Below are 25719 nucleotides of genomic sequence, written 5' to 3' on the forward strand. Positions count from 1 at the left end.
TTATGGAAAACCCGTTTTTTACGGCCCTTGAACAGCAAGGCTTCAAGGCTGAAGTACTGGCCAGCCAGACAAATAATGTCCTGATGCCGTTTATGCATTACCTGAATAACAGCATCAAGGCACTGGAGAACAAGGAAGTCAGCTGCGAATGGAAGCCTGTTGCCAACAAGCGCTATCAGCTCAAGCCTGACAAACTGATCTGGCAACTGATGCCGGTGAGCAAAATTGAAGTTGTGGCTGGTAAGCAAGGCTGGTTTGAAATTCTCACCGTTGATGGAGAGCTACCCGATGCTGATTTTGACCCGGATGAGGACGACCCTATTCGACAAGGCAAAGGTAAAGGTCGACGAGAGACAGATATCCCCAACGATGGTTATAGCGCCTCGGAGCATCAGCTGTATTTGCCTGACCTTGAATTAGACGACGATCCTATCTCATGGAGCGGTTATCAGCTGGAACTGCGTCCACTGGCTGTTCAAATTGACAAGCTGGACTCTGTTTATATTGATGGCCAACTATGTAAAGTGATGCAGCAAAATGGTGCTGGGCTGACTGTGCAAGGCCATGTGAAAGCCAGCAGCACGCTGTCCGTTGACGGGCAAGACACGCCTTTCACCTTGATCAAGGGGCTGGACGAATCCCAGCTTAAACAATGGCAAGCCAAACCAGAAGGTAATGGTTGGCTACTGTTTGCAGACTCCCCGCCGCAGGTCGACGGGCACAAGCTTGAAAATGTTACCAGTAAGCAGCTGGCTAAGCTGAGTTGCGGTCACTTTCAATATCAAGCTCAATCCCTGCAAAGTGATCACTGGGAACTGCGAGTAGAAGATAGCAAACAAGCGCAAAGCCTAATATTGGAAAGTCGTACTAATCAGGAATTCAATGATTCCGATTCTCTCACTTGCTCCGTATTTCCAGCTCTCGCCTGGCAACTGGAAAAAGCGCGCGTCGAAGAAAAGTGGATACAGCTGATCGAAAATGAAGGTGGCGACGATACAGGCAAGTCTGATCTGGATTACTTCTTTGGCGATAACCAGAACATTAAAATTTTGGACTCTACTCAACGAAAATTTGATGACGGCTTCCGCGTACTCAAGGCCCGTCAGGACGAGCGCCAGATCCTCTTGGCCAGAAATATCAAAGGCAAGAAAAACTGGAGCAGCGACTATCCATCCCAACAAGGGAAGTCCTGCGAGATCCGCGTGAGTGTGGATACCAGTCAGCTCAAACGCCAGAAAGATGCCATCAACCAATTGATGAGCCGGCCTGCACGGGGACATTGGCCGCTGGTTCAGATGTTGCAAAAACGTGGGCAGACGAGTTGGCCAGACGTACCTGTGGTGCAAATCTCCGAGTCCGGCTGGACAGTACTGACAGACCCGAACTTCGATGGTTGTGATCGTCAGCGTGAGTTTGTTACCAAAGCCCTGGCTAACGAAGATTTCACCATTTTGGATGGCCCGCCAGGTACAGGTAAAACCACCACCATTCTTGAACTGATCATGCAGCTGGTGTTGCAGGGCAAGCGTGTTCTGTTGTCAGCTTCGACCCATGCCGCGATCAACAATGTACTGGAGCGGATCAAGGAAAACCCAGCGCTGTCAGCACAGATCTTTCCGTTGCGCATCGGTGATGAAAACAATGCCATCGGTGTTGAAGAATTCCAGTTCGATAATATGCTCAGCGGTCTTCAGAAAATCCACGGGTGTGATCAGCTCAGCAAGCAGCTGATGGTAGATTCTTCCAATCTGGTTTGCGGTACTACCATCGGTATCCTGAGACTGTTCAATGATCGCGAGGTGTCGCTGGATACCGGCGAGCCACCGTTTGATGTGATGATCATCGACGAGTGCAGTAAAACCACTTTTCAGGAATTCCTGGTGCCTGCCCGCTTCGCCAAACGCTGGGTATTGGTAGGCGACGTGCGTCAGCTATCGCCGTTCACTGATCGTGAGCAGATCGTCGCCAACCTCGATAATCTGATGCTGGTTCCACCAAAAGGTAAAATACCCGGTCAGAACCTTCCTGCTGCAGTCCAGCAAGCCTGCTTCCTGCTGGAGGAGCTGCGAGGTGACCATCGGAATCCCTATTCCCATCCAGTGTTGGTGCCTGTTACCCGTGACGTTGCAAGTGCATTGGCTGCAGAAATTCGAACACGTACTTCGCTGCCAAAACTTGCCAAGGGCCTGGATAACCTGATGGTCGTAACGGCAAACGCAGGACGTGATGCAGATAGCCATCAGCTTGGGCTGAAACAGATCCAGCAGAAGCCAGATCAGCTGTATCGCCGCAGTTTATGTTTTGTCGAAGAAGGTTGTCTGGGCGAACTGACGGGCTGGATTCCGGACGATATGTTGATTCTGCATCCCGATTGGTGCCGCACGTCCCAGGCGGCGCAGCATAAGGTTTCGGGAACTGGCTGTAAGTCGTTCAAAGTTAAAACCTCTGAATACACGGATACCGTTCATGTTCATAAAGAATTGCTCGACCGTATCGACAGCACTAAATGGTCGGAAGAAGTGTGCTGGCGTCTGGAGCGTGAGTACTGGCTGCGATTATCTGCCAACCAGAAGCGAAAAACCGGCTATTTGGAGGACACTCTGGAACGGCTTTTCCCCAAGTCAGCATCAGCTGATGGCCGAATTCATGTACTCAAAAATATTGCCTTCCCGTCGATTCTTGAGGCGTTATCGGGGGATGGACTGGTCAAACGTAAGAGCGACGAACCAACGACCTTGAATCAGGGATTTGATGCTTCTGAGAAGTCCCGACGCTATACGACGCTGACCTATCAACATCGGATGCATCCGGATATATCGGTATTCCCTCGACAGCAATTTTACCCCAAAGGTGTTTTGGCCGATGGAGGCAAAACGACTTCCGACCGAGCCTGGAACTATCCGCGATATGATTCCAGAAATATCTGGTTGGACATTCGGGGAACCACATTACGGGGCAATAGTAACAAGCAGGAAACACAGGCTCTGATGACTGAGCTGAAAGCGTTTTGTGATTGGGCAGAAGGCAAAAACAAAAAAGGCGAAGCCTTCGACGTTGCGATTTTGACCTTCTACAAAGGTCAGGAAAAAGCCCTGCGGGAAGCCCTTCAAAAGCTGCCGGGTAATGCCTATCGTTATGCACGATTTAATTTCAAAGGCATATCGATCAAGTTGGCGACTGTGGATTACTTCCAGGGTCAGGAAGCGGATGTCGTGTTCTTGTCGATGGTTAATACTTACCGTGATGGCTTTATGGACTCGCCCAACCGTCTTAACGTTTCCATTACCCGTGCCCGTTACCAGTTGGTGATTGTTGGGCATCATGAATATTTCTCTCAGCGTTCCCGTACGCTGGAGCTAAAGAAACTCGCAGAATCCTGCCATGTTTTGACTGAAAATAGCCAAAAACAACCGCACCACAATGCAGGTAAGAAAGGGAAGTCTCGATCATGAGTAACCATAAAAAACACCAGATGAGTTCCTTTTCAGACTTGAAAGGAATCGCTGACGCTAATGAACCGGTAGGTGAGGCTAAAAACCACTCCACGCCTGTCAAAGAGAATGTAAACAAAAAAGGCTCACTAGCCTTAACGCTCAGTCGAAATGTTCAGCTAAAGCGTTTTCCCATTATCGCCAAGGTTACATTCTTGCGTGATAGACCTGATCTGGTGTCCCTGTTAAAGGGCATGCAAAACAATCCTGCGGATATGCCGCCTCGACTGAAGGCATATCTCAAGCGAGAAACGCTGTGGGATGAATCCGGAATCACGGATAAAGGTCAGCAAGTTATTGATAGCGGCTTGTTCGAAGCTAAAGAGCGAGGTCTTTATCATATCTGGTACACAGATAATGATCCGTTGCTGAGAACTCGTCCGGTCTTGATGCAGCGAGATACGGCGTTCTTAGATCCCAATATGAAAGGCTGGAAAAAAGGAGCGGACGCAGCTCGGTCAGAATTCCAAGTTAAGCAGCCTGTACAGCTAAACGTTCTGGAAGAGTCCTTTGTCGATCGTAACAAGACTGAGCCTAAGCATTACAGCCTGCAGCTGGCATCGCTCGAACCCGAAGTGATTTGCTCGCCCGAAAAATCAGGACAGATTGAGCTTGAATGGACGCTCGACTTTTCGCAGTCGCTAGTCAGCCTAAAAGGCCAGTTGGATATGTTGCAATTCAAACAGAACAAAACCGGCTCACGCCCAGAAGCTCTGGCTCTCTCCATTGACGATTTTGGTGATCGCCTGAACGATGTCATGGCGGCTATTGCCGGAGAATTCGACGGCGATTGGTTGATTGAAGACCGTCGCTTGCAGGCTTCTCTGGAGTCGATTCAGCGTTATCCATCCGCTGTCCAGAAATTACAGATCGGTAGCTTGAATTGTTCGGGTCTTTCAACTGTTATAGGTCGGTTTAAGTCAGTTCAGGCTAAGCATATTCCTATTCAACCAGTCGACCAGCTTGATGCCGAGAAATGGCAGCGCTTCTGGCTTGAAGATTTCTACAGCAGAAAGTACCACTCATCGCCGGAGGCTCGTAAAAATCAGGCACAATGGCTGGATCATATTGCATTGAATGACTTTGAGTTACCACTTAAAGAACAGCAGTCCTTGCTGTCAGAGATTCCACGCGAAAGTCAGCCGCAGGCTTATTGGCATGTTGCGGCAATGGCGGATCTCACTTCGTCCAGAAGCCGCAAGTTGCGGATGCCAATCAGCTTGGTAAATACTGATCTGCTGGATCTTGGTGAGTTATTGCAACAGCTGACAGGTGGTGAATATATCGAACACTTCATCTATTCAGATCGTTATGTACATACCCCACGCCAGAGCCGCAACCTGAATTCAGTGGCTGCTTATTTTACTGATGCTGATGGCTTGCTGTTAACGCTGGATAAGCAGCACGGAAAAGAAGCAGAACTGCCAGACAGCTGGTCGCGCGAAATCCTGCAAAAGCAAAATGATAACCACGGTCGCTACTGGATTCTGGTCGGTACGGAGCATACCTGGTGCTGGGAATGCAGCAGCGGGCTAGATTTTATTCGTGAGAGTGGTGGCCGATTTATTGTTGATGGCTCACCGACCTTCACTCCGAAAGAAGAGGCTGAGTTGCCTCGATACTTGCAAGAGCAGATCAATAACACCGTAGCGGAGGCTCTCTGATGACACGGATCGTATCTCGTCAGGAACAATTTCGAATCGATTACCAGCACGAGCATTTACCGGCTTTGTTCAGCAAACAGGAGTCTGATGCAGACTTCAGTAGCGTTTTGCCGATGTGGAATAGTGAGTTTCTCAGCCGGATTATCTCCATGGCTCGTCTGACCCTGCTGATTGCCTGTGAGCAACTGAAAGACGAATCGCTGATTCAGGCCATCAAAGAGCAGACAGAAAAAGGCATTCGTATTTATCTGCTGTTGGGCGAGAAAAACGCCAATAAGGTGGCGATTGATACCCTGTCTGGTCGTTGTCTGATTCGCACGGGTGTGAGCCAGCAAGGTACTTTGGTGCTGGTAGATCACACCACCACTCAGGCTCAAGGGCTGCTGTTGATGTCTGGTCAGCCTTTGGTATCTGCTGATCAACCTTCCTGGGGAGTCCAGCTGGAGCGTCAGCAGATCGATGACAGTTTCCGCAGCTTCTGCAAACTGTTCTGGGAAAATAGCAATGAGGAATACCTGCAACAGAACCAGCAGCAATTCAGCGTTCAGCATCCGGATGGCGCTGTCGTTACCAACCACTCCCATCAGCTATGCGGCACATTGAACGATTGTCTGGGCGATACGCTGGAACATCTTCAAGCGGCCACTCATTCCGGTTTTGGTGCTTCTGGTGATAGCTGGCGGTTGCTATTGGGAACTCAGTCCAGTGAAATTTCAAAGCAGGCTCGTACAGGCGTTGTGCTTAGCGATAACCGGATACCGTCATTGTTGTTATCGAATGAGGGTAACTGGCTACTGCCAGATCAAACGGATTTTTCTGCTGCCAACTGGTGCTTAAAGCTATCAATACGGCAAAGCCATAAACTTGAGCAAGCATACGAACAGGCCTTTGAGGAGGCCGCCTGGCAATATCAAGCCAAAACAGCGATAGGCGAATGCGATTATCAACAACGGCTCCGTTTCGCTGATCAACCGGGTCTGGAATGTGTGGTTGAGGAGGTTCGTGAAATTGAGCTTGAGGATATCAGCACCCAGAGTATCGACAGCTTCCTGAGTGATGATGCCAAACAGTTGGCATCTGGGGTGACGGCTTGGCAACGCAGCCAGCTTGCCCACTTTATTGATTATGACGTGGTCGTACACCCACCTTATTGTCCGGAGGGTGTAAAGCCGGATACCTTGTATCAGGCTTGGAAAAATTCAGAACAGGATTGGCAGCAACGACTTGAAGTATTGACTACTGCCCAGTTCAACATCGACCAACAGCAAGCTGGCATCGCTGACAAGTTAAGAGGTTTTATCAAAGGGTTCTTGCTCGGGCAGGGACAATCGGTGAAATCCTTGAATCAGGAAATCGACGTCCTCAAAAATTGGTGCGTTATTACAGCAACGCCAGCGGAACGAGATCAATATCGTCAGCGTCTGGAATCCTTGCAGGATAAAATTCGTAGGCGTGGTGCCGATACCGAGCAGGAGCTGGATAAAGCCGAGAAAAACCAGCGCTGGGAGCAGCGTCGTGATGCATTAAAAGCCGATCAGTCGAAGGTGAACGAGCTGTTGAAACAGAAGTTGTCTGATCTTGAGCAGCTGGAAAAGAATAAGGCCGAGGCCACTTCTCAGGTTGAGCGAAAATTCAGCGATAGCTGGGTTGCAGCTGCCGAAAAGCTGACAGATCAGCAGGTGAATGAGATCGAAATCAACGATCTAAAGCCTGAACAGTTTCTGGCAGAAGCTTTGCCAGAGATACCTCTGGCAGCACCAAAAGACGCTGATGAGCTGGAAAAGCAGGCTCGACAGGAATCTATTCAACAAGCCAAATCCAGACGTGAAGAATTAACACAACAGGCTCGCCAGGCCTGTATAAAAGTCAAACGAGAAGCTCTGCAAGCCATGGATGTAAGGCAGGCAAACAACTGGAAAACATTCATCAAGGAAAAGGCCTGGAAAAAGTATTACAGTGCTTTTGAACGCTGCCTAGCTGATTGTGAACAAGGCCTGAAGAAAATCGAGCGTGATATTCAGGAGGCTCAAAAAACACTGGATAACAGCAAAGTAGACCAAGAGCGAGCAGAAAAAGCACTGAATGAACACGGTGCATCGTTTGTGTATCAGCAGAAACAAGTATCCGATGCCTTTGCCAAACAGCTCGGTCTGAAAGGTAATATAGCTGCTGAAAACCAATTCCTGTGGCCATCAGAAGAGCTGCCAGCAGAAGGAACGGAACTGCGTAAATATCAGCAGAATCGTTATCTGGTGGTATTTGATACTGATCAGATTAATCAAGCCAGAGAGGATGCTCAACGCCTGAAGGCGAAAATTGTATGTGACAAGGAGTCCACCAATGGCTGAACAGAAAATCACGCTTACGATTGATGACGATGGAGCGATTACTGCTAAAACCGTTGGTTTCAAGGGTGAAAGCTGTTTGGAGGCTTTGGACGAGTTGCTGAATCTGGAAGGCGTCGTCAGCAGTGTTAAGAAGACCGATGAATTTCATCAACAGCAGACTCAACAAACGACCAGGGTTCAGTCGCTCAAGGGGAAATCCTGATGAGTGCTGTGATCAAAACTACTACGCCATTTGTGATTGAAGAGGTGCTGATAGAAGCTCTGGCAGTGGTTGGTGCTGAGCCACAAAAAGTTACCTCTGATGGTCTTGGTCTGCTTCAGCGCAATCGACTTCGGATTGGCGATATTCTAACTAATCGAAGCGATTACAACGGCCGTCAGTTATTTCGATTTGAACGTGATCGCTGGGTGATGATGCATGATTCAGATGAGTATGCAGGTCGAACCGTCGATCGCTTTTCAGTAAAGGGTTATACCAAGGTTTCCAGATTTCTGAGTGACGTGAGCAGTGCTTACGAATCGGCTTATGCAAAGCATCTCGAAAAGCTTGCCGAGCAGGAACGTATTCGCCTTGAGGAAGAGCGAAAGGCCAGAGTTGAAAAAACGCGCCAGCAAGCCATTGACAAAGCCAGGTCCCAAGGCTACTCGGTTAAGGAAACCACCAACAGCAAAGGCCAGATTCAACTGGTTCTGACCCGGATGGTGTAGACGTGGCCAAGGATTACGGCGAATACTTCAACGTTGCCCATATTGAACCAGAAAGCCATATATATGGCCCTGGTAAACGTTACGTTATTTGGCTCCAGGGATGTTCGTTAGCTTGTGAAGGATGCTGGAATCAGCAGATGTGGTCATTTGAGCCTAAACAATTGATACATCGGGAGCAATTATTGGATGAAATTCTTCAATACAGAGATATTGATGGCATAACCCTACTTGGAGGTGAGCCTCTACAACAGGCATCAAACACACGTTGGTTATTAAGTTCTTTCAGGCGCTCCTCTGGCTGCTCGACGGTTTTATATACAGGTTTTACGTATAGTGAGCTAGTAAAACGCAGGGATTGGGCGTTGCTCAGAGAACATTGTGACTTGATGATAACTGGTCGCTACTCTTCTTCTTTCAGGAATACGAATCTTCGTTGGAGGGGCTCGTCAAATCAGGAATTAATTTACCTACCGGGGGGAAGAATTCCTCTGGAGCCGCCAGAAGACGCTAACGAGGTCGAAGTCATTATTGATGAAAATGCTGCTATCAGAGTTCTTGGTTACCCGGACATCAGCTTTTTCGGGACTTTAATAGATTCAGAGTGACTTGGATTTGTCCAGCCAGACTTCCAGCCCTTGGGTGTTGAAGTCGGCATCTGTTGCCAGCTAGGCGCGGGCCTGTTGCAGGTCTGCCGCCGGGTTGATGGTCGCCAGTTGTGTTGTCAGCCAGTCGAGCATGGCTTCGGCAATGCGCTGGTGACAACCTTCAAGCGGGCTGGCGTGTTGTTCGGCGATGGCGGCAAAGGCACCCAGTGATGCCAGTAACTGCCGGATATTCGCGGCCGTCGGCTGCACCGTTCCGTAGTGGGTCAGGTATATAAACCTGGGTTCAAGTGCGGCCAGCTGTTCGATGCTGGCACGAATGGCGAGCGGGTCTAAGTGTACCGGTGCGGTGTGGTGACAAACAACAGGTTTTCGCCCACAGGCGAGTCAAACACCTTGTAGGAAATGCCAAAAGTATCACCGGTGGAAATGCTGTGACTGCTGCTGTCATGAACACAGAAATGGTGTTTGGCGTGTCTGGGGGGCGTCTCAACATGCAACTCTTGGCGAAAGATGCTTTGCAAAAGTCGCCCGAGGCCTCCCAGTTGAGCTGGATGTTTGTGATGGTAAAGCGGGTGAGTTGGCCCTCTGAAGAGACTAATCCGACATCTTGAGCGTTTTTACGATGCATGGCATTTTTTATGGTTTCTCACTTCATCCTCAAAACCTTGCGGAGGTATTTGGTTTCTTTGCCGTGATGTTCATTGTGATGCTGGCTTTCTACTTTTTGGGCCAGTGGCTGCACAACACCGGGCACGGCCCGAAGATGAAAGCCATTGCCGACAAAATGGAGGTATTTCAAAACAGGTTGGCCGGACGTGCTTACAAGGACATGACGAGATCGGTCGATCAAATCGACAAAAAGAGACGCTGGCCGTTTGGTCGACGCCAGTAGTTAGAAAGCACATGGGCCGGTGATGGTGCACCGGCTCTTATTTTCATGTACCTCTGACCCCTATGCTATGTGCCATAGAAAATGCAATTTATATCTGGACAACGTTTTGCCAAGTGGTTTACCAGTTTAGAAATTGATGAATCACTGCTGGTATTGAATTGTTTAAAGAGTGGTTTAGATTCTTATGATTTGATTGTGGTTTTACGACATTTGAATCTATTGTTTCCGATTTAGCAGGCATTAAGATAAGGTTCATTGCAACTGATTTATCAATCTGTTTTTTCAACGAGGTTATCCCCTTGATATGCCCTATCAGGGGGATAACATTACAGTTCACTGTATTTCATTGATGGTAAGACACCGCAATGTATCGAACCCTGAATATCAGGTGTTCGTGCACTCTACTGTTATATCTAATGGGGCGGCAGGTAATCTTGGTTGTGACCGCTGCCAGCCAGAGCCGTAACGAGTGTATTGTGGTGGCACTGAAATAGCCACTTTTAGATCATCAGCTGCGCTACGAGCCCAGAAAGGGTCTTTGAGCATATCTCGGCCAACAAAAACAAAATCTGCACGACCATTTTGTAAAATTTCTTCCGCCTGACGACCAGTTTCGATAAGCCCAACAGCACCTGTTTTAATGTCCAACTCTCGACGAAGAAGTTCAGCCGCAGGAACCTGATAGTTCGGATAAGTGTTTACGTCAACCATAGCAATACCGCCAGTTGAACAATCGATAAGATCAATACCTTGCTCCTTCATCCACTTACCGTAAACGAGGAAATCCTCAGGCCGATTACCGCCTTCAGCATAATCTGTAGAAGAGATACGAAGGAATAGTGGGCCGTCCCACTCTCTCCGCACTGCATCAATAACTTCACGCACAATGCGATAGCGGTTTTCCTGGTTCCCACCATACTCATCCGTACGTTTATTCGCCAATGGTGACAAAAACTGATTCAATAAATATCCGTGTGCACAGTGAATTTCAATTACATCGAAACTGGCTTCACGAGCGCGGCGAGCACCTTGGCGAAATGCTTCAACGACCTCTTTAATTTGATCGACAGTCATAGCTTGTGGCACTCGAGAATCAGAAGTAAAAGGAATCGCAGAAGGTGCAATTGAAGGTAAGTCAATACCCAGTTGACGCCCAGCATGACCAATTTGTGCACCCGCTTTGGAACCGAAACGATGAATTGCGCTAGTCACCCGTGATAGACCTTCAATATGACTATCATCCCATATGCCTATGTCACCAGGTCCAATGGGTCCATTAGGTAATACGGAGGCTGTCTCCAGCATGATGAGGCCTGCTCCTCCAAGGGCTCGAGCACCATAATGGACTACATGAAAATCATTAATATGCCCGTTATCTGACGCCGAGTGCATGCACATGGGAGACATCGCAATACGGTTGCGAAACTCAATACCATTGATGGTAATTGGTTCAAAAAGTAAGGTTGACATTATTACTCCAGAAAGTGACTTGCTATTAAGGCTAATCAAACTAACATATAAACAAAATTATTAAATACAGTAAAAAAATACATATACTTACCTAAAGGTAACTTAGAGGTGAACATGAAGAAATTACGCAACTACGATTCAGCCCCAGGGTGCTCCATGGAGGCGGCCCTTCATATCATGGGAGGAAAATGGAAAGGAGTTATCCTTTATCATCTCTTCAAAGATGGAACCCTCCGCTTTAGTGAACTACAACGTTTTATGCCTAGTATTAATCAACGATTACTTACGAAGCAGCTACGCGAGCTGGAAGAAGATGGACTAGTTCTGCGCAAGGTTTATGCTGTCGTTCCGCCGAAGGTTGAGTATTCACTCAGTGAAGAGGGGAGGGAACTAAATAAGCTTGTTTTGGATTTAAGTATATGGGGTAGGCAATGGCTAGAAAAACGAGGGTTGAAAACAGCAATTGAAGAGGATCTTGACGAACTAAAAAAAACGTTGTTGCCTTAAAATTCAATGGAATAATACTGTTCCAGAATTATTCGATATATTTAATTCCTGAATCGCTAACCTAAACAGGAAAAAATCAGGACGTTACCTAGTATATTATTAAAACACTAGCAGATTCCGTACAATTCCGCAGGTGTTTACCAGACTGCAGGCCCCTATTTATGATGAAAATAAACAGCCAACATATTGATGAAGTTGCGGCACTGCTAGCCGTTGCTGCTAACGGAACTTTTGCCGCAGCCGGAAAAGCAATTGGACGACATCCTACCATTATTTCTAAACGTATCGCTTCATTGGAGACCCGCCTTGGTGTTCGTTTGGTTGAACGCACGACACGTCAGGTTCAACTAACGGATACAGGTAAACGTCTCGCTGATAAATATAGGATAGCGACTGACCTTATAGAAGAAGCGCAAGAAGAAGCGACTGAAAACGCGAATAATCTGAGTGGAAGACTAAAACTGGCTTTTCCTGCCACGATGGGCCGTTTGTGGTTAGCACCGAAAATTCCTGAATTTATGGCGAAATATCCAAAGCTAGAACTGGATATTAACTATAGCGATGATTATGTCGATCTTATTGAAGGTGGGTTTGATGCTGCTATTCGAATTGGGCATCTAACCGACAGTCGTCTCGTTGCACGTAAGCTGGCCAGCCATAAACGAATTCTTGTTGCGTCACCTAATTATTTGCAACAGCATGGAACGCCTCTAGAGCCAGACCAACTACTTGAGCACAACTGTATCGGTAACCCAAGTCTTCACTCCTATCCAATATGGCGCCTTTCCGATAGACAGCAACTAGCTATGGTTCGTACCAACGGAACATTAGTCACTAACGATAGTATCGCCATGCTAGAAGCGGCACGGGCTGGTATTGGAGTGCTTGGCGCCGGAGAGTGGCTTGTTGCTCAAGACATACATACAGGGACCTTAGTGCAACTAATGCCGCAATGGCATTTTGATAGTGATGGAGGAATTTATCTGGTTCGAGCGTCGCGTCACTATGTATCAGCTCGCACAGATGCATTTGGTGAATGGATTTCACAACTATTTCAGCCAGTACCATGGAAATAGTTAGTGCTATCTTTAAGTATAATTCATGCAAATAATGCATGAGTATTGTGCAAATTTAAGATATTGCCTCCCAAAGTGCATGTTGACACAATCGTCTCCAGAAGATAATCAAAGGAGATCTCAATATGCCACATCTTTCCCCAGCAATAAAATCAGGCTCATTACTGTTCTTATCTGGTCAACTTGCGTTTGATAGCAACGGCAAAATCCAAGGGGATATTGAAGAGCAGACAGCTTTAATTCTTGCTCATCAGTTTAAGGTCCTAGCTGAATATAATTTGGGGCCAGAAAACGTCGTAAAAGCCGGTGTATGGATTACCGAGCGAAATAATTTTCAGAAATTTGATGCCGCATTTGCCCGCGCATTTGGCGACCATTTGCCAACTCGTTCTACCGTTATCTCACAACTGGCTCTTGAAGATGCTTTGGTTGAAATAGACTTAGTGGCTTCCTTTGAACCACTTACCCGTTGAGATATTGGCATATCTTTGTAATTCCCTAATTTCGGAGAAAAATATTATGAATATTCAGCGTATTGCTGCATTCTCAAACGGTTCAGAAGGGGGAAATCCCGCCGGCGTTGTTCTATGTGAATTGATGCCTGACACCAAAACGATGCAAACATTGGCCGCAGAGATTGGTTATTCGGAAACTGTATTTGCAGCTCCTAACGATGCAGGTTGGCGAGTTCGGTATTTTTCACCAGAAGTTGAAGTAGACTTTTGCGGTCATGCAACCATTGCGCTCGGCTCCGCTCTTGCGCGAGATTTTGGGCCTGGAACCTTTCAATTAACACTCAATCACGCGCAAATCAGTGTCGAAGGCTACTTCTCTGAGCAGGACTGGGGGGCTTCATTTATCTCTCCACCTACTCATAGCCGCCCAATTGGTAAGGAATTACTCTCTGAAGCCCTCGCTTTATTTGGCCTCAGTGAGGCAGATCTTGATCTACGAATTCCACCAGCGATAGCTCATGGCGGTGGAGATCACTTGATCCTTGCCTTAAAAGACAGACAAACATTGCAAGCGATGCAGTATAACCAAGAAGATGGTCGTCATTTATCTCTTCGAGAAAAGCTGGTGACATTCAACCTGATTTACGCTGAGCAGAATCAAGTATTCCACTCGCGAAATCCGTTTCCTGTTGGAGGAGTATTTGAAGACCCTGCAACTGGAGCGGCGGCAGCAGCACTTTCTGGATATCTCAGAGATATCACTTGGCCTCATCAGGGATCTATCGTGATTTATCAAGGGGAAGATATGGGTATGCCTTCACGCTTAACCGCTGAGATCTCACCTCAAATTGGCTCTGGGATCAAAGTGTCAGGCAGCGCACGATTACTTAGCTGAACAAATAACATTCACTAATGATTGAGAAGATTGGTATGCAAATATCACCAGAGAAAACACTTGAATCACTTAATATTATTTTACCCTCAGCTCCTAAACCGGCAGGTCAATATCAACCTGCACGTTTAGTTGGAAACATGCTTTATTTATCTGGGCAAGGACCAAGAAGCGAAGATGGGCAATTTATAGCAGGAACTTTGGGTAACGATCTTACCGTTCAGGAAGGTTATTTGGCTGGGCGCAATGTGGGGTTACAAATACTGGCCGTTGCTAAAGATGTATTAGGTGATTTATCACGTATTGATTCGGTCGTTAAATTATTTGGTATGGTCAATGCCAGCGATAGCTTCGTTGATCATGCCAAAGTTGTGAACGGTTGCTCTGATTTACTGGTCGAAGTTTTAGGCGAAAAGGGCTGTCACACTCGCTCTGTTATGGGTGCGAATTCACTGCCTTTCAACATGATTCTCCAGGTAGATGCCATTTTCGCCATCAAATAAACACAACTTTAATAACCCCCTACTTCTAACGCTAAAAATATCTTTCAGGAATCAGCATGTCATTCATTGAAATTATTCTGTCTTCAGGTCGGTTCTCTGTTGATATCGCGCTCTATACGCTTCTCCCTGTCATGATAGTCATGCTGTGTATCATGAAAGTACTGGAAACAAAGGGGATAATGGATATCATTGTTAAGAAGCTGACTCCAATTTTTAAGCCGTTTGGCTTAACCGGAATGAGCACCTTCGCCTTACTTCAGATGAACTTTATCAGTTTCGCGGCTCCACTTGCTACATTGTCTATTATGCAAAGTCGAGGTGTATCAGACCGACACTTGGCAGCAACCTTGGCGATGCTATTAGCAATGGCGCAAGGCAATATTCTCTATCCAATGATCCCTTTAGGCCTCAATTGGACGGCGGCAATTGCCATTTCTATCATCGGTGGATTATGTGCATCTTCATTGACTTGGTATTTCTCAGGGCGAAATTTATCAGATAAAGACAGCCATTCTTCAGACCAAGAATCAAATGACAGTTCGTCCCATAGTGGTTTAATAAAGGTGATTAATGATGCCGGCCTTGACGCAATTCGATTAGCTGTAGGTGCTATTCCAATGCTGACTTTGTCAATTACTATTGTCGGCATTCTCAAAGCCGCTGGAGCCGTTACAGCTCTAGAGCAAACATTATTGCCTCTGTTGAACGCCGTCAATATATCTTCCATGTTTGTTATGCCCACTCTGGCAAAATACCTAGGTGGAGGGACTGCTTATTTAGGTGTTGCGACCGATTTGATTCAACAAGGCAATATGTCCGCTACGCAGATAAATACCTCCGCCGGATTTCTGGTTAATACATTCGACTTGCCGGGTGTAGGTATATTCTTGGGTCTAAGCTATCGTTTTGTACGACTATTTAAATATGCAATACCAGGAATATTATTAGGAATCTTGGTGAGAGCGTTGCTTCACTTTTTAATCTTCAACATATAAAAGAACTCTTATAACGTTTCGTTGCATCGATTACCGGTTAACAACTCAGCAACTGTGAAAGAGTAATAAAGTCTTTATCTTTGAGGTGAATCAGGTCACTTCTTACTCATCGCCTACAATAATTTTCTGTTTTTGGCATTGTACAACGACTCTTGATCTTCTCCACTGCCAGAAATTGCCTACCATTCACCATTGCCTGTTCAGCAAGCAATCAGCAAAACGTGTTCTGGTATTTCAATTTCATACGGGAATACCAGTACCTGAAATGGTGCTCTCGTTGAATTGGACCCATTATTATTACGCTTCAATAGATATTACAACCATTAGGAAAAGTCAGATAATTCTCAGCTTAAATTCTTCACGGTTTTATTGCGTAAACTTGGATTGGGGCAAAAGTGTGTTTTGTGTTTTGTGTTTTGTGTTTTGTGTTTTGTGTTTTGTGTTTTGTGTTTTGTGTTTTGTGTTTTAGCTACAATAGTCAGTTCAGCTTATTCTAACTCGATCTTTAGGTAGCGTTACTTGGTCGAGGATTTGCTAGGCTTTAGGATTGGAGTGTCGCCTGGCGTTTTTTTGTTGTCATGTCGACGCTGATCTGGCTTGCCGGTCGACTTGGCTATTGGTTTTCCCTGGTTTCAAAGCCATAATTTATTCCTTTTCTTTAATAAGGATATTTCTCATTACGCAATTTTTGTTCAATTCTGATGATTTTTAATATGTGTATGAAAAATAATCTAAAAAATATGCTTAAGGTACCTTGCTGATAACTCATGTTTTGATGAGCTATCTAAAATATACAGTGACAAGTTGGAGATACAAGGTGGATAGAGTTACATCAGGTCCGCGACGGCTTAGTGTTGAAGAGATACAAGAGCTTCGTCGTGATATGCAAGAATCCTCAGCTTGGGCCCAAGCAGAACTAAAACGCCGACGAGACGCAAAAAATCAAAAAAAATCTGCGCATGGTATAGATGATGGTATCGAGAAAGCTGATATTTCTAACTAGCTGTTATTTCGATGTATTTTGTGACCGTTGATATTCGAGTGGGAGTAGGGCGGGCTATAATAGCTAATTAGGCCATTAGAATAGAAATGGAATGCCAGTCAGTAATACTGAATGGCATTTTTTATAGGTTGATGCAATATCCTTAGGATAACTTACCCTTGCTTTTAATTAGTCATGTTCACTTTGGGCATAAATCACTAAGCGTAAATGGCGGTCTGCATCAATAATCAGAGATGAGTGTTCGAACGTCACGGTTTTGTCGTTGATTTGCAGAGCTCTGGTTCCATTACATGGCGCATGTACATCATGTTGTTTCCACCACTTATTGAAATCGGGTGAGACTTTCTTCAATTCATCCACCAACTCCCTGATATCGGTTTCCTGACTGGCTTGAGCATAGTCACGACGAAAACTGGATAATATCTGAGGTGCTTCATTATCCCAGTAGCTAAACACCTTTCGCAGCGCGGGGTCGGTAAAAAGTATCCATAACAGATTACGTCTTTCTGGAGGGTGCTGTTCGAAGTTAAACAGGTGATTGGCTCTCTCGTTATAAGCCAACACATCCCAGCGTAGATTTAAAACGTAGGCTGGATGCTGTGGGATGTCATCCATTAATCGATGAATCAAAGGTGGGACGACACACCAAGTTTTTCCTGGATCTGTTGGTGGACGTTCATGCGCTAATAAAAACAGATGTCGACGTTCAGAGGCATCGAGCTTTAGAACCCTGGAGAGGTTATCTAGAAAGGCCGTTGATACGCCTATATCACGTCCTTGTTCTAACCAGGTATACCAAGTTAGTCCGACACCGGAGAGAGCCGCAACTTCTTCTCTACGTAAACCTGGCGTTCGCCTTCTCCCGCCGCTGGGTAATCCAACTTCGTGAGGGGATAGACGCTCTCGGCGGGTGCGCAAAAAAGTGGCAAGTTCTTCGCGCGTTCGTTTCATCGTCCGCATGTTGGTGATCTCTGAGACTATTACTGTAAGTAATAGCATAAAGTGTTAAATTGTAACTGTCTATTGGGGTTGTAGAATAAGTTTTTTATGACTTTGGAGACACAACATGAGTACAGATTCTGCACCTGTAACCAGTGATAATGTTCATTCTCAATCTGCGCCATGGCGTGGTTTATATGTATTGTTATTGGCTGGCTTTGTCACTATTTTTGATTTATTTGTTGTTAATATCGCTATTCCTAGTATGCAAGCTGGGTTGGATGCGAGTTTTTCACAGATAGGCCTTATTCTCGCTGGTTACGAATTAGCGTTTGGCGTACTTCTCATTACCGGAGGTCGGCTAGGCGATATGTTCGGACGACGTCGTTTGTTTATATCAGGCATGACGGCCTTTACCTTAGCTTCCGCTTTTTGTGCGATTGCACCTAGTGCGAGCCTCCTTATTGGGGCGAGAGTATTACAAGGACTTGCAGCGGCGCTGTTGTTCCCGCAAGTATATGCCTCCATTCGAGTCAACTTTACTGGGGATGATAGCCGTCGTGCATTTGGTTTACTGGGGATGACGCTTGGGGTGGCCGCTATTGCTGCTCAGGTATTAGGTGGGTGGATTGTCCATGGAAATTTCTTTGGTTTAGGTTGGCGTAGTCTCTTTCTGATGAATATTCCGATTGGAATCATCGCCGTTATTGGTTCTCGGTTTATTCCGGAATCGAGGGCGGCACAAAGGCCAAATTTAGATTGGGGCGGGGTAATATTGGTTAGTATAGGCTTATCACTATTATTAATTCCATTGCTTGAAGGGCCGGACAAAGGATGGCCTGATTGGACTGTGTATTCATTGCTCGGGGCAGCATTGACACTGCTGCTGTTCTATCGTCAACAGGAGCGTCATCGGAAGTTAGGTAAGCTCCCCTTAGTCGATATGTCGCTTTTGTTCCAAAGACACTTTGCATTAGGAACGCTGCTGGTGCTATTTGTCTATTCCACATCTAGCTCATTTTTCTTGAGTTTTGCATTAATGGTACAAACAGGGTTTGGAGTGGATCCATTTATTGCTGGTAGTATCTTTGCACCATGTAGTATCGGTTTTGTTGTCGCTTCTCTAGTTATCCCTAAGCTCATTGTCAGGTGCGGTGAACGAGTAATCGGTGTCGGCGCATTAATTTATGCTGTATCGATAGGTGCTTTGATTTTACAAGTGCATGAGGCTGGGTCTGATTTAATACCAACTCACCTAATTCCAGTTTTGTTTATTGTTGGATTTGCGCAAGGTGCAATAATGACACCATTATTGAATTTGGTCTTGGGGTTTGTTCAAACAAATCAGGCAGGTATGGCTTCTGGAGTTATATCTACTGTTCAGCAACTTGGGGCTGCATTGGGAGTAGCGATTATCGGTATTTTATTTACTAGCGCATTATCCGAGACTAGCGCATCTGTAGAGTTGGCGAATCAGTATTCCTCTGCGTTTGTGACAGGAATGCTATATAACTTTGCTGCAGCGGTTATTGTGTGTTTTCTGCTGATGAAGTTGGTACCGGCGAAGCACTGATGTCGTCTGAGGCCGTAACCGGCGAAGAGGAAGAATAAGTGTGCTATGTAAAATGTGCGGCATAAATTAGAGGCGCAAGATGGATAGAATTACATCGGCCCCACGAATGCTTACTATTGAAGAGAAACAAGAGCTTCGTTGTGATATGGCCGAATCTTCAGTTTGGGACAAAGCAGAACTAAAACGCCGACGAACTGCAAAAAATCAAGAAAAATCAGTGCATGGTATAGATGATGGTATTGAGAAAGGTATCCCTTCTAACTAGCTGTTATTTCGATGTATTTTGTGCTTGTTTATATTAGAGTGGGAGTAGGGCTAGCCATAAATAGCTAATAAAGCCTTTTGTAAATAAATGAAATGCCACTCAGTTTTACTGACTGGCATTTTTTATGGATTTTTGCTTTCCTCAAAACTTTGCAGAGGTATTTGGTTTCTTCGCAGTGATGTTCATTGTGATGCTGGCCGTTTGGCAAATGTAAGTAGTTAAGAAACACACGGGCCGATGATGGTGCCCCGGCCATCATTTCATATACATCAAACCGATCATCATCATCACAGAGTTGAAGACTGATCTTCTGTGGTAATTCTGGACCAAGCCTTGCTAAACCTTATGGTCTAAAAGGGTTCTGTCAGATTAGGAAAAGTATATTGATTCCTTGATCGTTTGTATGGCATCGCAGCAACATACCGTTATATAGGTCTTATTCTTCCTTTCACTCATAAATTGCAGAACATGTCTGTATAGCTGCAAATGTTCAACTAGGTTCACAATCTGTCATCAAGAAAAGTCGGTCAATAACTGACTTAAGAAAGTGGTCAGGAATTAAATGCGAAATGATTTCGGGGCAAAGACGTGTCACATTGGATCGTACTGATACACCACTGGTAAAACCAGTTTAGGTTCGCCTCAATGCGGCTAGTTCAGAGTAGCGATTACCCAACTTAAAGCCGAATGGCTTGCCTTTTGTACGCAAATGAAAATAATTAGCATTATCACTATTAATGTGTACTATAAGCATGAAAAATGGTTCTCCATCTAACATTTAAATAAACTAATAACATAGAGATTTACGTATGAAGTTTAAATTACTAATTGCTGCTGTGGTTACTAGTCTGATCTCATGGTCAGTTCAGGCTGAAATAAGAACTATTGAAGATGTACTGGGCCGCGAAATCAACATCAATGTACCAGCAAAACGTGTTGTGCTTGGCTTTTACGCTGAAGATTACATAGCAGTCGGTACAGATAAAGCGTTGGACAATATCGTAGGTATTTCTAAAGATACTTGGCAGGTATGGCGACCAGCGAGTTGGAAGCAATACGTCGAAGTACGCCCAGACTTAGACAATATTGTCGATGTCGGTGAGGTAGAGGCACAAACATTCTCAATAGAAAAAGTTATCAGTTTAAAACCGGATGTTGTTGTACTGGCAGACTGGCAATATAAAGGTCTTGGCTTTGATATAGACCGCTTAGAAGACGCGGGAATTCCAGTGGTCGTTTTGGATTACAATGCTCAAACTTTAGAGCGTCATATTAAAAGCACTTTAGTTATTGGCGAGCTTACCAATCAAATCGCACGATCCAAGCAGATTGCAGACGAGTATCAATCAGCGATAGAAGATATTCAATCCCGGATTAAAAAATCTGGCCGACCTAAACCACGTGTTTACGTTGAGTTTGGTAACAAAGGGCCATCAGAGTATAGCTTCACTTATGGTAAAAATATGTGGGGAGCAATGCTTGATTTGGCCGGAGCAGAAAATATTGCTGCACCATTTGTTGAGTGGTGGGGGCCGATTAATCCAGAGCAAGTAATAGCATCTAAACCAGAGGTTATATTCATCGCAGGTACGGAAAACGTAAAACAAAAAGATGCGATGACAATGGGGGAAGGCATCTCCCATGAGCAAGCTCAACTTCGCTTGGCGGGCTTTTCCCTGCGTCCGGGATGGAGCTCTTTACCTGCTGTGAAAAATGGTAGGATTCACGGAGTTTATCAAGGAGCTTCTCGAAGTATCATCGACTACACCATGATTCAGTATTTGGCAAAATCCCTGTACCCAGGGCTATTTGAAGATCTACAACCTGAGAAAAACTATCTTAATTTCTATGAGAAGTATCTGCCTGTTAACCCTCATGGGACTTTCACGATTGATTTAGATGGAACATCTCTATGACAGAGTTAGAGTTGCGGAACAACAGCAAACACATTTTTCGCCATTCTACTAAGCTAGTGTTCGTTATCTTGTTTATGCTCACTTCACAAGCTCAGGCAAAAGAATGGACCATAAAAATGTTGAATTACGCGGGCAATGAATCAATGGTATTTGAACCTGCAGTGATTCAAGCTGAGGCTGGAGATACCGTGGTTTTTATACCTGAACATTCCGGTCATTACGCACAATCGTTTATTACACCAGCAAGTACAAAGCGTTGGCAAACACAAATGGATAAAAGAACGACTGTAAAGTTAGCAACCGAAGGTATTCATATCTACTACTGTCCCCCTCACCTAATGATGGGGATGGTGGGAATGATCCAAGTAGGTCGAGCAACAAACCTAGACAAAGTAGAAAAGAAGCTCCCTAGCTTAAAAGCCAAGTCACATTTAAAGCCACAGAGAGTTGATTATCTTCTGGAAAACATCCGTAAATAATAAAGAATATAATAACACTCAAGTCCAAGTTAACGCCCGTAAATAACAGGCGAGGTAAACCTCGCCTGTTGCCTTCATTGTTTATTTCACTATCAATATACCTCGTAATATCGGTTTTTTGTTTTTGACTTAGTCATATTTTGGCAATGTCTGGCAACGCCAAGCACGGTTTGACCGTGGTATTTTGATGGGTATGATTCATCGGTAATGTAAGAAGAGAGGAAAAGAAGATTGAAATGAGCGTGAACAAACGGCAACGGATATTTATCCACGCTCATGTCGATTATCTAAAGTAGGAACTCCACTGCTTCACTCTCTTTCCAGCCATAGCGTACGGCTTTGATATAAAGTTTCTTTTCACTTTGATTTGGTAGGAAACTTCTGTTGTAAACATGCCATGTTTTATTGTCATAACTATATCCAATAGAAGCACCTCCGGTACGAGGGGTTAAGAATATTTTTCCTGTGACTTTGTCAAGCTCAGCAACGGGAGGCAACGTGGTTTTTTGGGTTCCATCAGGGCTAGATAAATCAGCAATGAGTGTTTTTTCATCGATCAAGTTGGTGTCAGAGCCAATATTTCGCCATTCATCCATTACATTACGAAAACGGTCCAGTGTTTCTTTATATTTAGGATCAGACGCTAGGTTGTTTAATTGCTCAGGGTCTGCGTTCAAGTCATAAAGCTCTTCGTCAGGTTTCGCGGTAAACCAGATTTCTTGATCTGCTGTCAAAGTACCATTTTTATGCCCTTGGTTTAGGTCATCAACAGAGCTTAAATAATCGCGAAATTCGACCGTCGCACCATTTGGGTTATGAGAAAAATTACGTACATATTGGAAGTCATTGTCTTTAACAAAATAAGAGCGTAGATCTGCCAAATCCATACGAGCACGATCTGAAAACGCGTATTCTCGCTCTTTAGGATTATCGTCAGATAAATCGATACCATTCATGTAAGGCAGTGATTCTACCCCCGCATAACCAAGAACAGTCGGTGCTAAATCTTCGAAAGAAACCAAACGGTCAACTTCTTCGCCATTCTCTGGCATCCAATCAGGCTTGTATTTATCAGGTACATGCATAATCATTGGCACATGCGTTCCTGAAACAAACCCCTCGCGTTTGCTCCTCGGTAAACAGTCGCCATGATCGGTTGTGAATATAAAAATCGTATTATCCCATAATCCATCTTCTTTCAAATCGCTGATAACATTCCCGATCTGAGTATCCATTATCTGAATGTTTTCATAAAATCGAGCTATTTCATCTCGAGTTTGTTGCGAGTCAACAAGGTATTTCGGCAATTCAATCTTGCTAGAATCTGGAGTTTTATACGTGTATTGAGCGCGAATTTTCTCTACCAACTGCTGCATAGCACGGAACTTTTCGGGAGTACGCTCAGGAGTAAATAAACCCGATTCGTGAGTGATCATTGGGTTCAAATTAATATAGAATGGTTTATTTTGAAGATCATGCTGCCGCCATGCAGAGGGTACTAGGAAATCGTTAAAATTCTTCGCGCTTCCATTCGCATCCCAAATAGTAAATGGTCCAGTATCAAAAGCACCGTTTACAAACTGATAATCTGTCTTTATATCGTTGTATGTAAAATAACCATTCTTGCGCAGTAACTCAGGGTAGGCTTTCACATATGATGGCGGCACACCGGCGTACTTCATTTTTGAGGTTCGCATGTGTTGAAGTCCTGTTTTATGTTGAGGTGCACCGGTAATAAGACCAGCGCGAGAAGGGGCACTTACCCCTGCCATCGTATAAACCTGATTAAACCGAACTGACTCTTTCGCCAAAGCATCCAGATTCGGGGTTGTCGCAATCTCGTCACCGAAAGCCCCTATTCGAGAGCTCATATCTTCGGCAATTATAATAACTATATTTGGACGTTCACTATTTATTTGCGGTGTGTATTCATTTGCGTATAGCTGGCCACTAACGGCTAGCGTGATCAATGATGGAACTAAGATATTCTTCATGAGATATTTTCACCTTTATAAAGTAAACAGAAACATCAAAGAGCTTGCCGATTTAGGCTATGTTTGAACCTCGTTATCGGCAGTATTTTTAGTCATAAAAATGATCTTTAAATTTGGCCTTAATTTTTTAAAAGTCTTGTGAATAATTTTCATAGAGTGTGACAAATTAACCAAGTTCCGATCGCGGAAATAATGGCTATTCGGTTTTCTTTTACACATCGGTATTTATAATGCAGCCGGTATTTATGTCGGTCTGAATATTTTTTACAAAGTTACGGTCATCATTGAGACGCTTAATTTTTTCGATATTCACTACCGTCAATGTAGTGAACTCTACTTTGTATTTTCATGGGCTCAGATTTTTTTAACTCCGAGTAAAAAATATACTAAAATGAGCTGAGAATCCGTATGATTCGTCGACATAAAAATGGGAAAGATAAATACAAACTCTAACAGCAATACCGCCGGTTATACCCTACTACTGGTAACAATCCCGTTTCATAATCGAAAAAAGCAAATTTTATGTATAAAAAAACCTGACAGGATTAACTTCATACTCAATACGTTAGAAGTTAATCCTGTCAGGTTTTGCTCGCTTTCGCGATAACAATCCGTTTTAAACTCATGTTTTTTATTTGAGTCTGATAAACGATGATTCGTTATAACGCTTCTAAAATAGCTTGCTTAAATGTCGTGAACAACTAGCACAACTCTCATTTGTGATTTAGATCTAATCTCTTCTCAAAAAGCAATCTGTGAATCCCATATTACGCTTGCTGTTCGGACGGTCTTGTAAGAATTATCCGCTCTCACAGCGACGAAATCATGGTTTCTGGCTCACTGTTGTCGTTGAGGAGCAAAAGGAATGTACGATGAAATTATGTTCTCTGCACAATTTAAGAGCATGGTATGCGTATTGTGCACATGAGTTATGCAATCACTTTTCGTATGAATTATTTTTGAAGTTTGTGGTTTTTCTTTATCTTATTGATGATGTTGGTTTTTTTATTTAGTTTTTCTTTTTTTAACCAGATGGTCAGATTTTTGCTATCTGTATGCCACCGATGCATTCTGCTTGCGGCAGGGCACGGTGGGGATAATTGAAAAAACCTACGTAAAGGAAGACGAATTGATGAAAACCAGACACGCAGAGACAACTTTGTTGATTGGCCTGTGCAGTGCCATGACTACTTCAACGGCTTGGGCTGAAATGAAATGGCAGGATTTCAGCCTGACTTATCTGAACGGCAGTCACTATGAAGTGGGCGATAAAGATCGCCAGGTATTTACCTTTGAACATGCCAGTGGTCATAACTGGGGCGATACTTTCTTCTTCATGGATCGGCTCAAATGGGATGACGGCACCACTGAAAACTACATGGAGTTTTCACCGCGCCTGAGTCTGAGTAATCTGTCCGGCAGTGAGCTGTCATTTGGTCCGGTTAAGGATGTGCTGCTGGCGAGTACCTGGGAGTCTGGGGAAGGGTTTGACAACCTGCTATATGGTGTAGGCTTTTCACTCGATGTTCCCGGCTTCAAATATTTCAATATCAACCTTTATAAAGCCGATAACGATAATAATGATGACGATGAGCAGCTGACCTGGACCTGGGGCCTGCCGGTGACGATTGCGCAAGAAGAGTTCCTGTGGGATGGTTTTCTTGACTGGTCGTCCGCCTCGTACACTAACAAGGCAGAGATGAATTGGACCTCACAAATCAAATGGAATGCCGGTAAACATCTCGGCCTGGAATCACCTTTGTATCTCGGTATCGAGTATTCGTTCTGGAATAATAAATTTGGTATCGATAATGCCAATGAGCGCAACGCTTCGTTATTGGTTAAGTGGCACTTCTGAGCCTGGCGGTTGATTCTGATTGTGACCAAGCCCATGTTGTCATGGGCTTGTTGCTTTGAGGCTCTAGGAACAGACAGTAACCAGCG

At 44.8% G+C, this 25719-nt stretch carries 22 protein-coding genes; 18 read left to right on the forward strand and 4 right to left on the reverse strand.

Features of this window, described 5'->3' with window-relative positions; genetic code table 11:
* Positions 1-2: 2 nt before the first annotated feature.
* From J0X00_RS15520 to J0X00_RS15545, 6 genes are read left to right on the forward strand one after another with little or no spacing between them, the layout of a single operon-like run.
* Positions 3-3452: an AAA domain-containing protein gene (locus J0X00_RS15520; RefSeq protein WP_282477154.1), complete on the forward strand. Its 3450-nt coding sequence runs from the start codon at positions 3-5 to the stop codon at positions 3450-3452.
* On the forward strand, positions 3449-5155 hold the full coding sequence (locus tag J0X00_RS15525) for a hypothetical protein (protein WP_282477155.1): 1707 nt from the start codon (positions 3449-3451) through the stop codon (positions 5153-5155). The genes J0X00_RS15520 and J0X00_RS15525 overlap by 4 nt, the downstream gene beginning before the upstream one ends.
* Positions 5155-7503 (forward strand): hypothetical protein, encoded by a 2349-nt coding sequence (locus tag J0X00_RS15530; protein ID WP_282477156.1) that lies wholly within the window; start codon positions 5155-5157, stop codon positions 7501-7503. Before J0X00_RS15525 ends, J0X00_RS15530 begins: the two co-directional genes overlap by 1 nt.
* The gene (locus J0X00_RS15535; protein WP_282477157.1) at positions 7496-7705 is read left to right on the forward strand and encodes a DUF2997 domain-containing protein; all 210 of its coding nucleotides are present in this window, start codon (positions 7496-7498) and stop codon (positions 7703-7705) included. Before J0X00_RS15530 ends, J0X00_RS15535 begins: the two co-directional genes overlap by 8 nt.
* Entirely contained in the window at positions 7705-8211 is a 507-nt protein-coding gene (locus J0X00_RS15540) for a hypothetical protein (RefSeq protein WP_282477158.1), read from the forward strand. Before J0X00_RS15535 ends, J0X00_RS15540 begins: the two co-directional genes overlap by 1 nt.
* Positions 8212-8213: 2 nt before the next feature.
* Entirely contained in the window at positions 8214-8816 is a 603-nt protein-coding gene (locus J0X00_RS15545; protein ID WP_282477159.1) for a 4Fe-4S cluster-binding domain-containing protein, read from the forward strand.
* Between the two features lie 60 nt (positions 8817-8876).
* Here the strand turns inward: J0X00_RS15545 and J0X00_RS15550 are convergent, their stop codons facing one another.
* Positions 8877-9065 carry a hypothetical protein gene (locus J0X00_RS15550; RefSeq protein ID WP_282477160.1) on the reverse strand — a complete coding sequence of 63 codons (189 nt, stop codon included), beginning with the start codon at positions 9063-9065 and terminating at the stop codon, positions 8877-8879.
* A gap of 373 nt (positions 9066-9438) precedes the next feature.
* Between J0X00_RS15550 and J0X00_RS15555 the strand changes: the two genes are divergently transcribed.
* Positions 9439-9708, forward strand: a complete 270-nt coding sequence (locus tag J0X00_RS15555) for a hypothetical protein (protein ID WP_282477161.1) — start codon at positions 9439-9441, stop codon at positions 9706-9708.
* A gap of 384 nt (positions 9709-10092) precedes the next feature.
* Here J0X00_RS15555 and namA read toward each other — a convergent pair whose 3' ends face one another.
* Entirely contained in the window at positions 10093-11178 is a 1086-nt protein-coding gene (namA, locus tag J0X00_RS15560; RefSeq protein WP_136483498.1) for an NADPH dehydrogenase NamA, read from the reverse strand.
* 114 nt (positions 11179-11292) lie between these two features.
* Between namA and J0X00_RS15565 the strand changes: the two genes are divergently transcribed.
* The 6 genes from J0X00_RS15565 to J0X00_RS15590 all read left to right on the forward strand — a co-directional run bounded on the left by J0X00_RS15565 (position 11293) and on the right by J0X00_RS15590 (position 15606).
* Positions 11293-11685: a helix-turn-helix domain-containing protein gene (locus J0X00_RS15565; protein ID WP_136483499.1), complete on the forward strand. Its 393-nt coding sequence runs from the start codon at positions 11293-11295 to the stop codon at positions 11683-11685.
* Positions 11686-11846: 161 nt separating this feature from the next.
* Entirely contained in the window at positions 11847-12761 is a 915-nt protein-coding gene (locus tag J0X00_RS15570; RefSeq protein WP_282477162.1) for a LysR family transcriptional regulator, read from the forward strand.
* A 125-nt stretch (positions 12762-12886) separates the two neighbouring features.
* Positions 12887-13234: a RidA family protein gene (locus tag J0X00_RS15575; RefSeq protein WP_282477163.1), complete on the forward strand. Its 348-nt coding sequence runs from the start codon at positions 12887-12889 to the stop codon at positions 13232-13234.
* A 46-nt stretch (positions 13235-13280) separates the two neighbouring features.
* Positions 13281-14111 carry a PhzF family phenazine biosynthesis protein gene (locus tag J0X00_RS15580; RefSeq protein ID WP_065302312.1) on the forward strand — a complete coding sequence of 277 codons (831 nt, stop codon included), beginning with the start codon at positions 13281-13283 and terminating at the stop codon, positions 14109-14111.
* A 17-nt stretch (positions 14112-14128) separates the two neighbouring features.
* Positions 14129-14611, forward strand: a complete 483-nt coding sequence (locus tag J0X00_RS15585) for a RidA family protein (RefSeq protein WP_282477164.1) — start codon at positions 14129-14131, stop codon at positions 14609-14611.
* 56 nt (positions 14612-14667) lie between these two features.
* On the forward strand, positions 14668-15606 hold the full coding sequence (locus tag J0X00_RS15590; protein WP_282477165.1) for a nucleoside recognition domain-containing protein: 939 nt from the start codon (positions 14668-14670) through the stop codon (positions 15604-15606).
* Between the two features lie 1171 nt (positions 15607-16777).
* Here J0X00_RS15590 and J0X00_RS15595 read toward each other — a convergent pair.
* Positions 16778-17569, reverse strand: a complete 792-nt coding sequence (locus J0X00_RS15595; RefSeq protein WP_282477166.1) for a helix-turn-helix transcriptional regulator — start codon at positions 17567-17569, stop codon at positions 16778-16780.
* Between the two features lie 106 nt (positions 17570-17675).
* Here J0X00_RS15595 and J0X00_RS15600 point away from each other — a divergent pair, with 106 nt between their 5' ends.
* The 4 genes from J0X00_RS15600 (at position 17676) to J0X00_RS15615 (ending at position 21781) form a co-directional block, all read left to right on the forward strand.
* Entirely contained in the window at positions 17676-19121 is a 1446-nt protein-coding gene (locus J0X00_RS15600) for an MFS transporter (protein WP_282477167.1), read from the forward strand.
* 79 nt (positions 19122-19200) lie between these two features.
* On the forward strand, positions 19201-19386 hold the full coding sequence (locus J0X00_RS15605) for a hypothetical protein (protein ID WP_282478337.1): 186 nt from the start codon (positions 19201-19203) through the stop codon (positions 19384-19386).
* 809 nt (positions 19387-20195) lie between these two features.
* A complete protein-coding gene (locus J0X00_RS15610; RefSeq protein WP_218562242.1) occupies positions 20196-21302 on the forward strand; it encodes an ABC transporter substrate-binding protein in 1107 nt (368 codons plus the stop codon).
* Positions 21299-21781: a plastocyanin/azurin family copper-binding protein gene (locus J0X00_RS15615; RefSeq protein ID WP_282477168.1), complete on the forward strand. Its 483-nt coding sequence runs from the start codon at positions 21299-21301 to the stop codon at positions 21779-21781. The genes J0X00_RS15610 and J0X00_RS15615 overlap by 4 nt, the downstream gene beginning before the upstream one ends.
* Before the next feature lie 287 nt (positions 21782-22068).
* Here the strand turns inward: J0X00_RS15615 and J0X00_RS15620 are convergent, their stop codons facing one another.
* Positions 22069-23775: a sulfatase gene (locus J0X00_RS15620; RefSeq protein ID WP_282477169.1), complete on the reverse strand. Its 1707-nt coding sequence runs from the start codon at positions 23773-23775 to the stop codon at positions 22069-22071.
* Between the two features lie 1132 nt (positions 23776-24907).
* Between J0X00_RS15620 and J0X00_RS15625 the strand changes: the two genes are divergently transcribed.
* Positions 24908-25633, forward strand: a complete 726-nt coding sequence (locus J0X00_RS15625) for an outer membrane protein OmpK (protein ID WP_282477170.1) — start codon at positions 24908-24910, stop codon at positions 25631-25633.
* Positions 25634-25719 lie beyond the last annotated feature (86 nt).

Source organism: Vibrio sp. ABG19 (assembly GCF_029962385.1).
Classification (GTDB): Bacteria; Pseudomonadota; Gammaproteobacteria; order Enterobacterales; family Vibrionaceae; genus Vibrio; species Vibrio ostreae.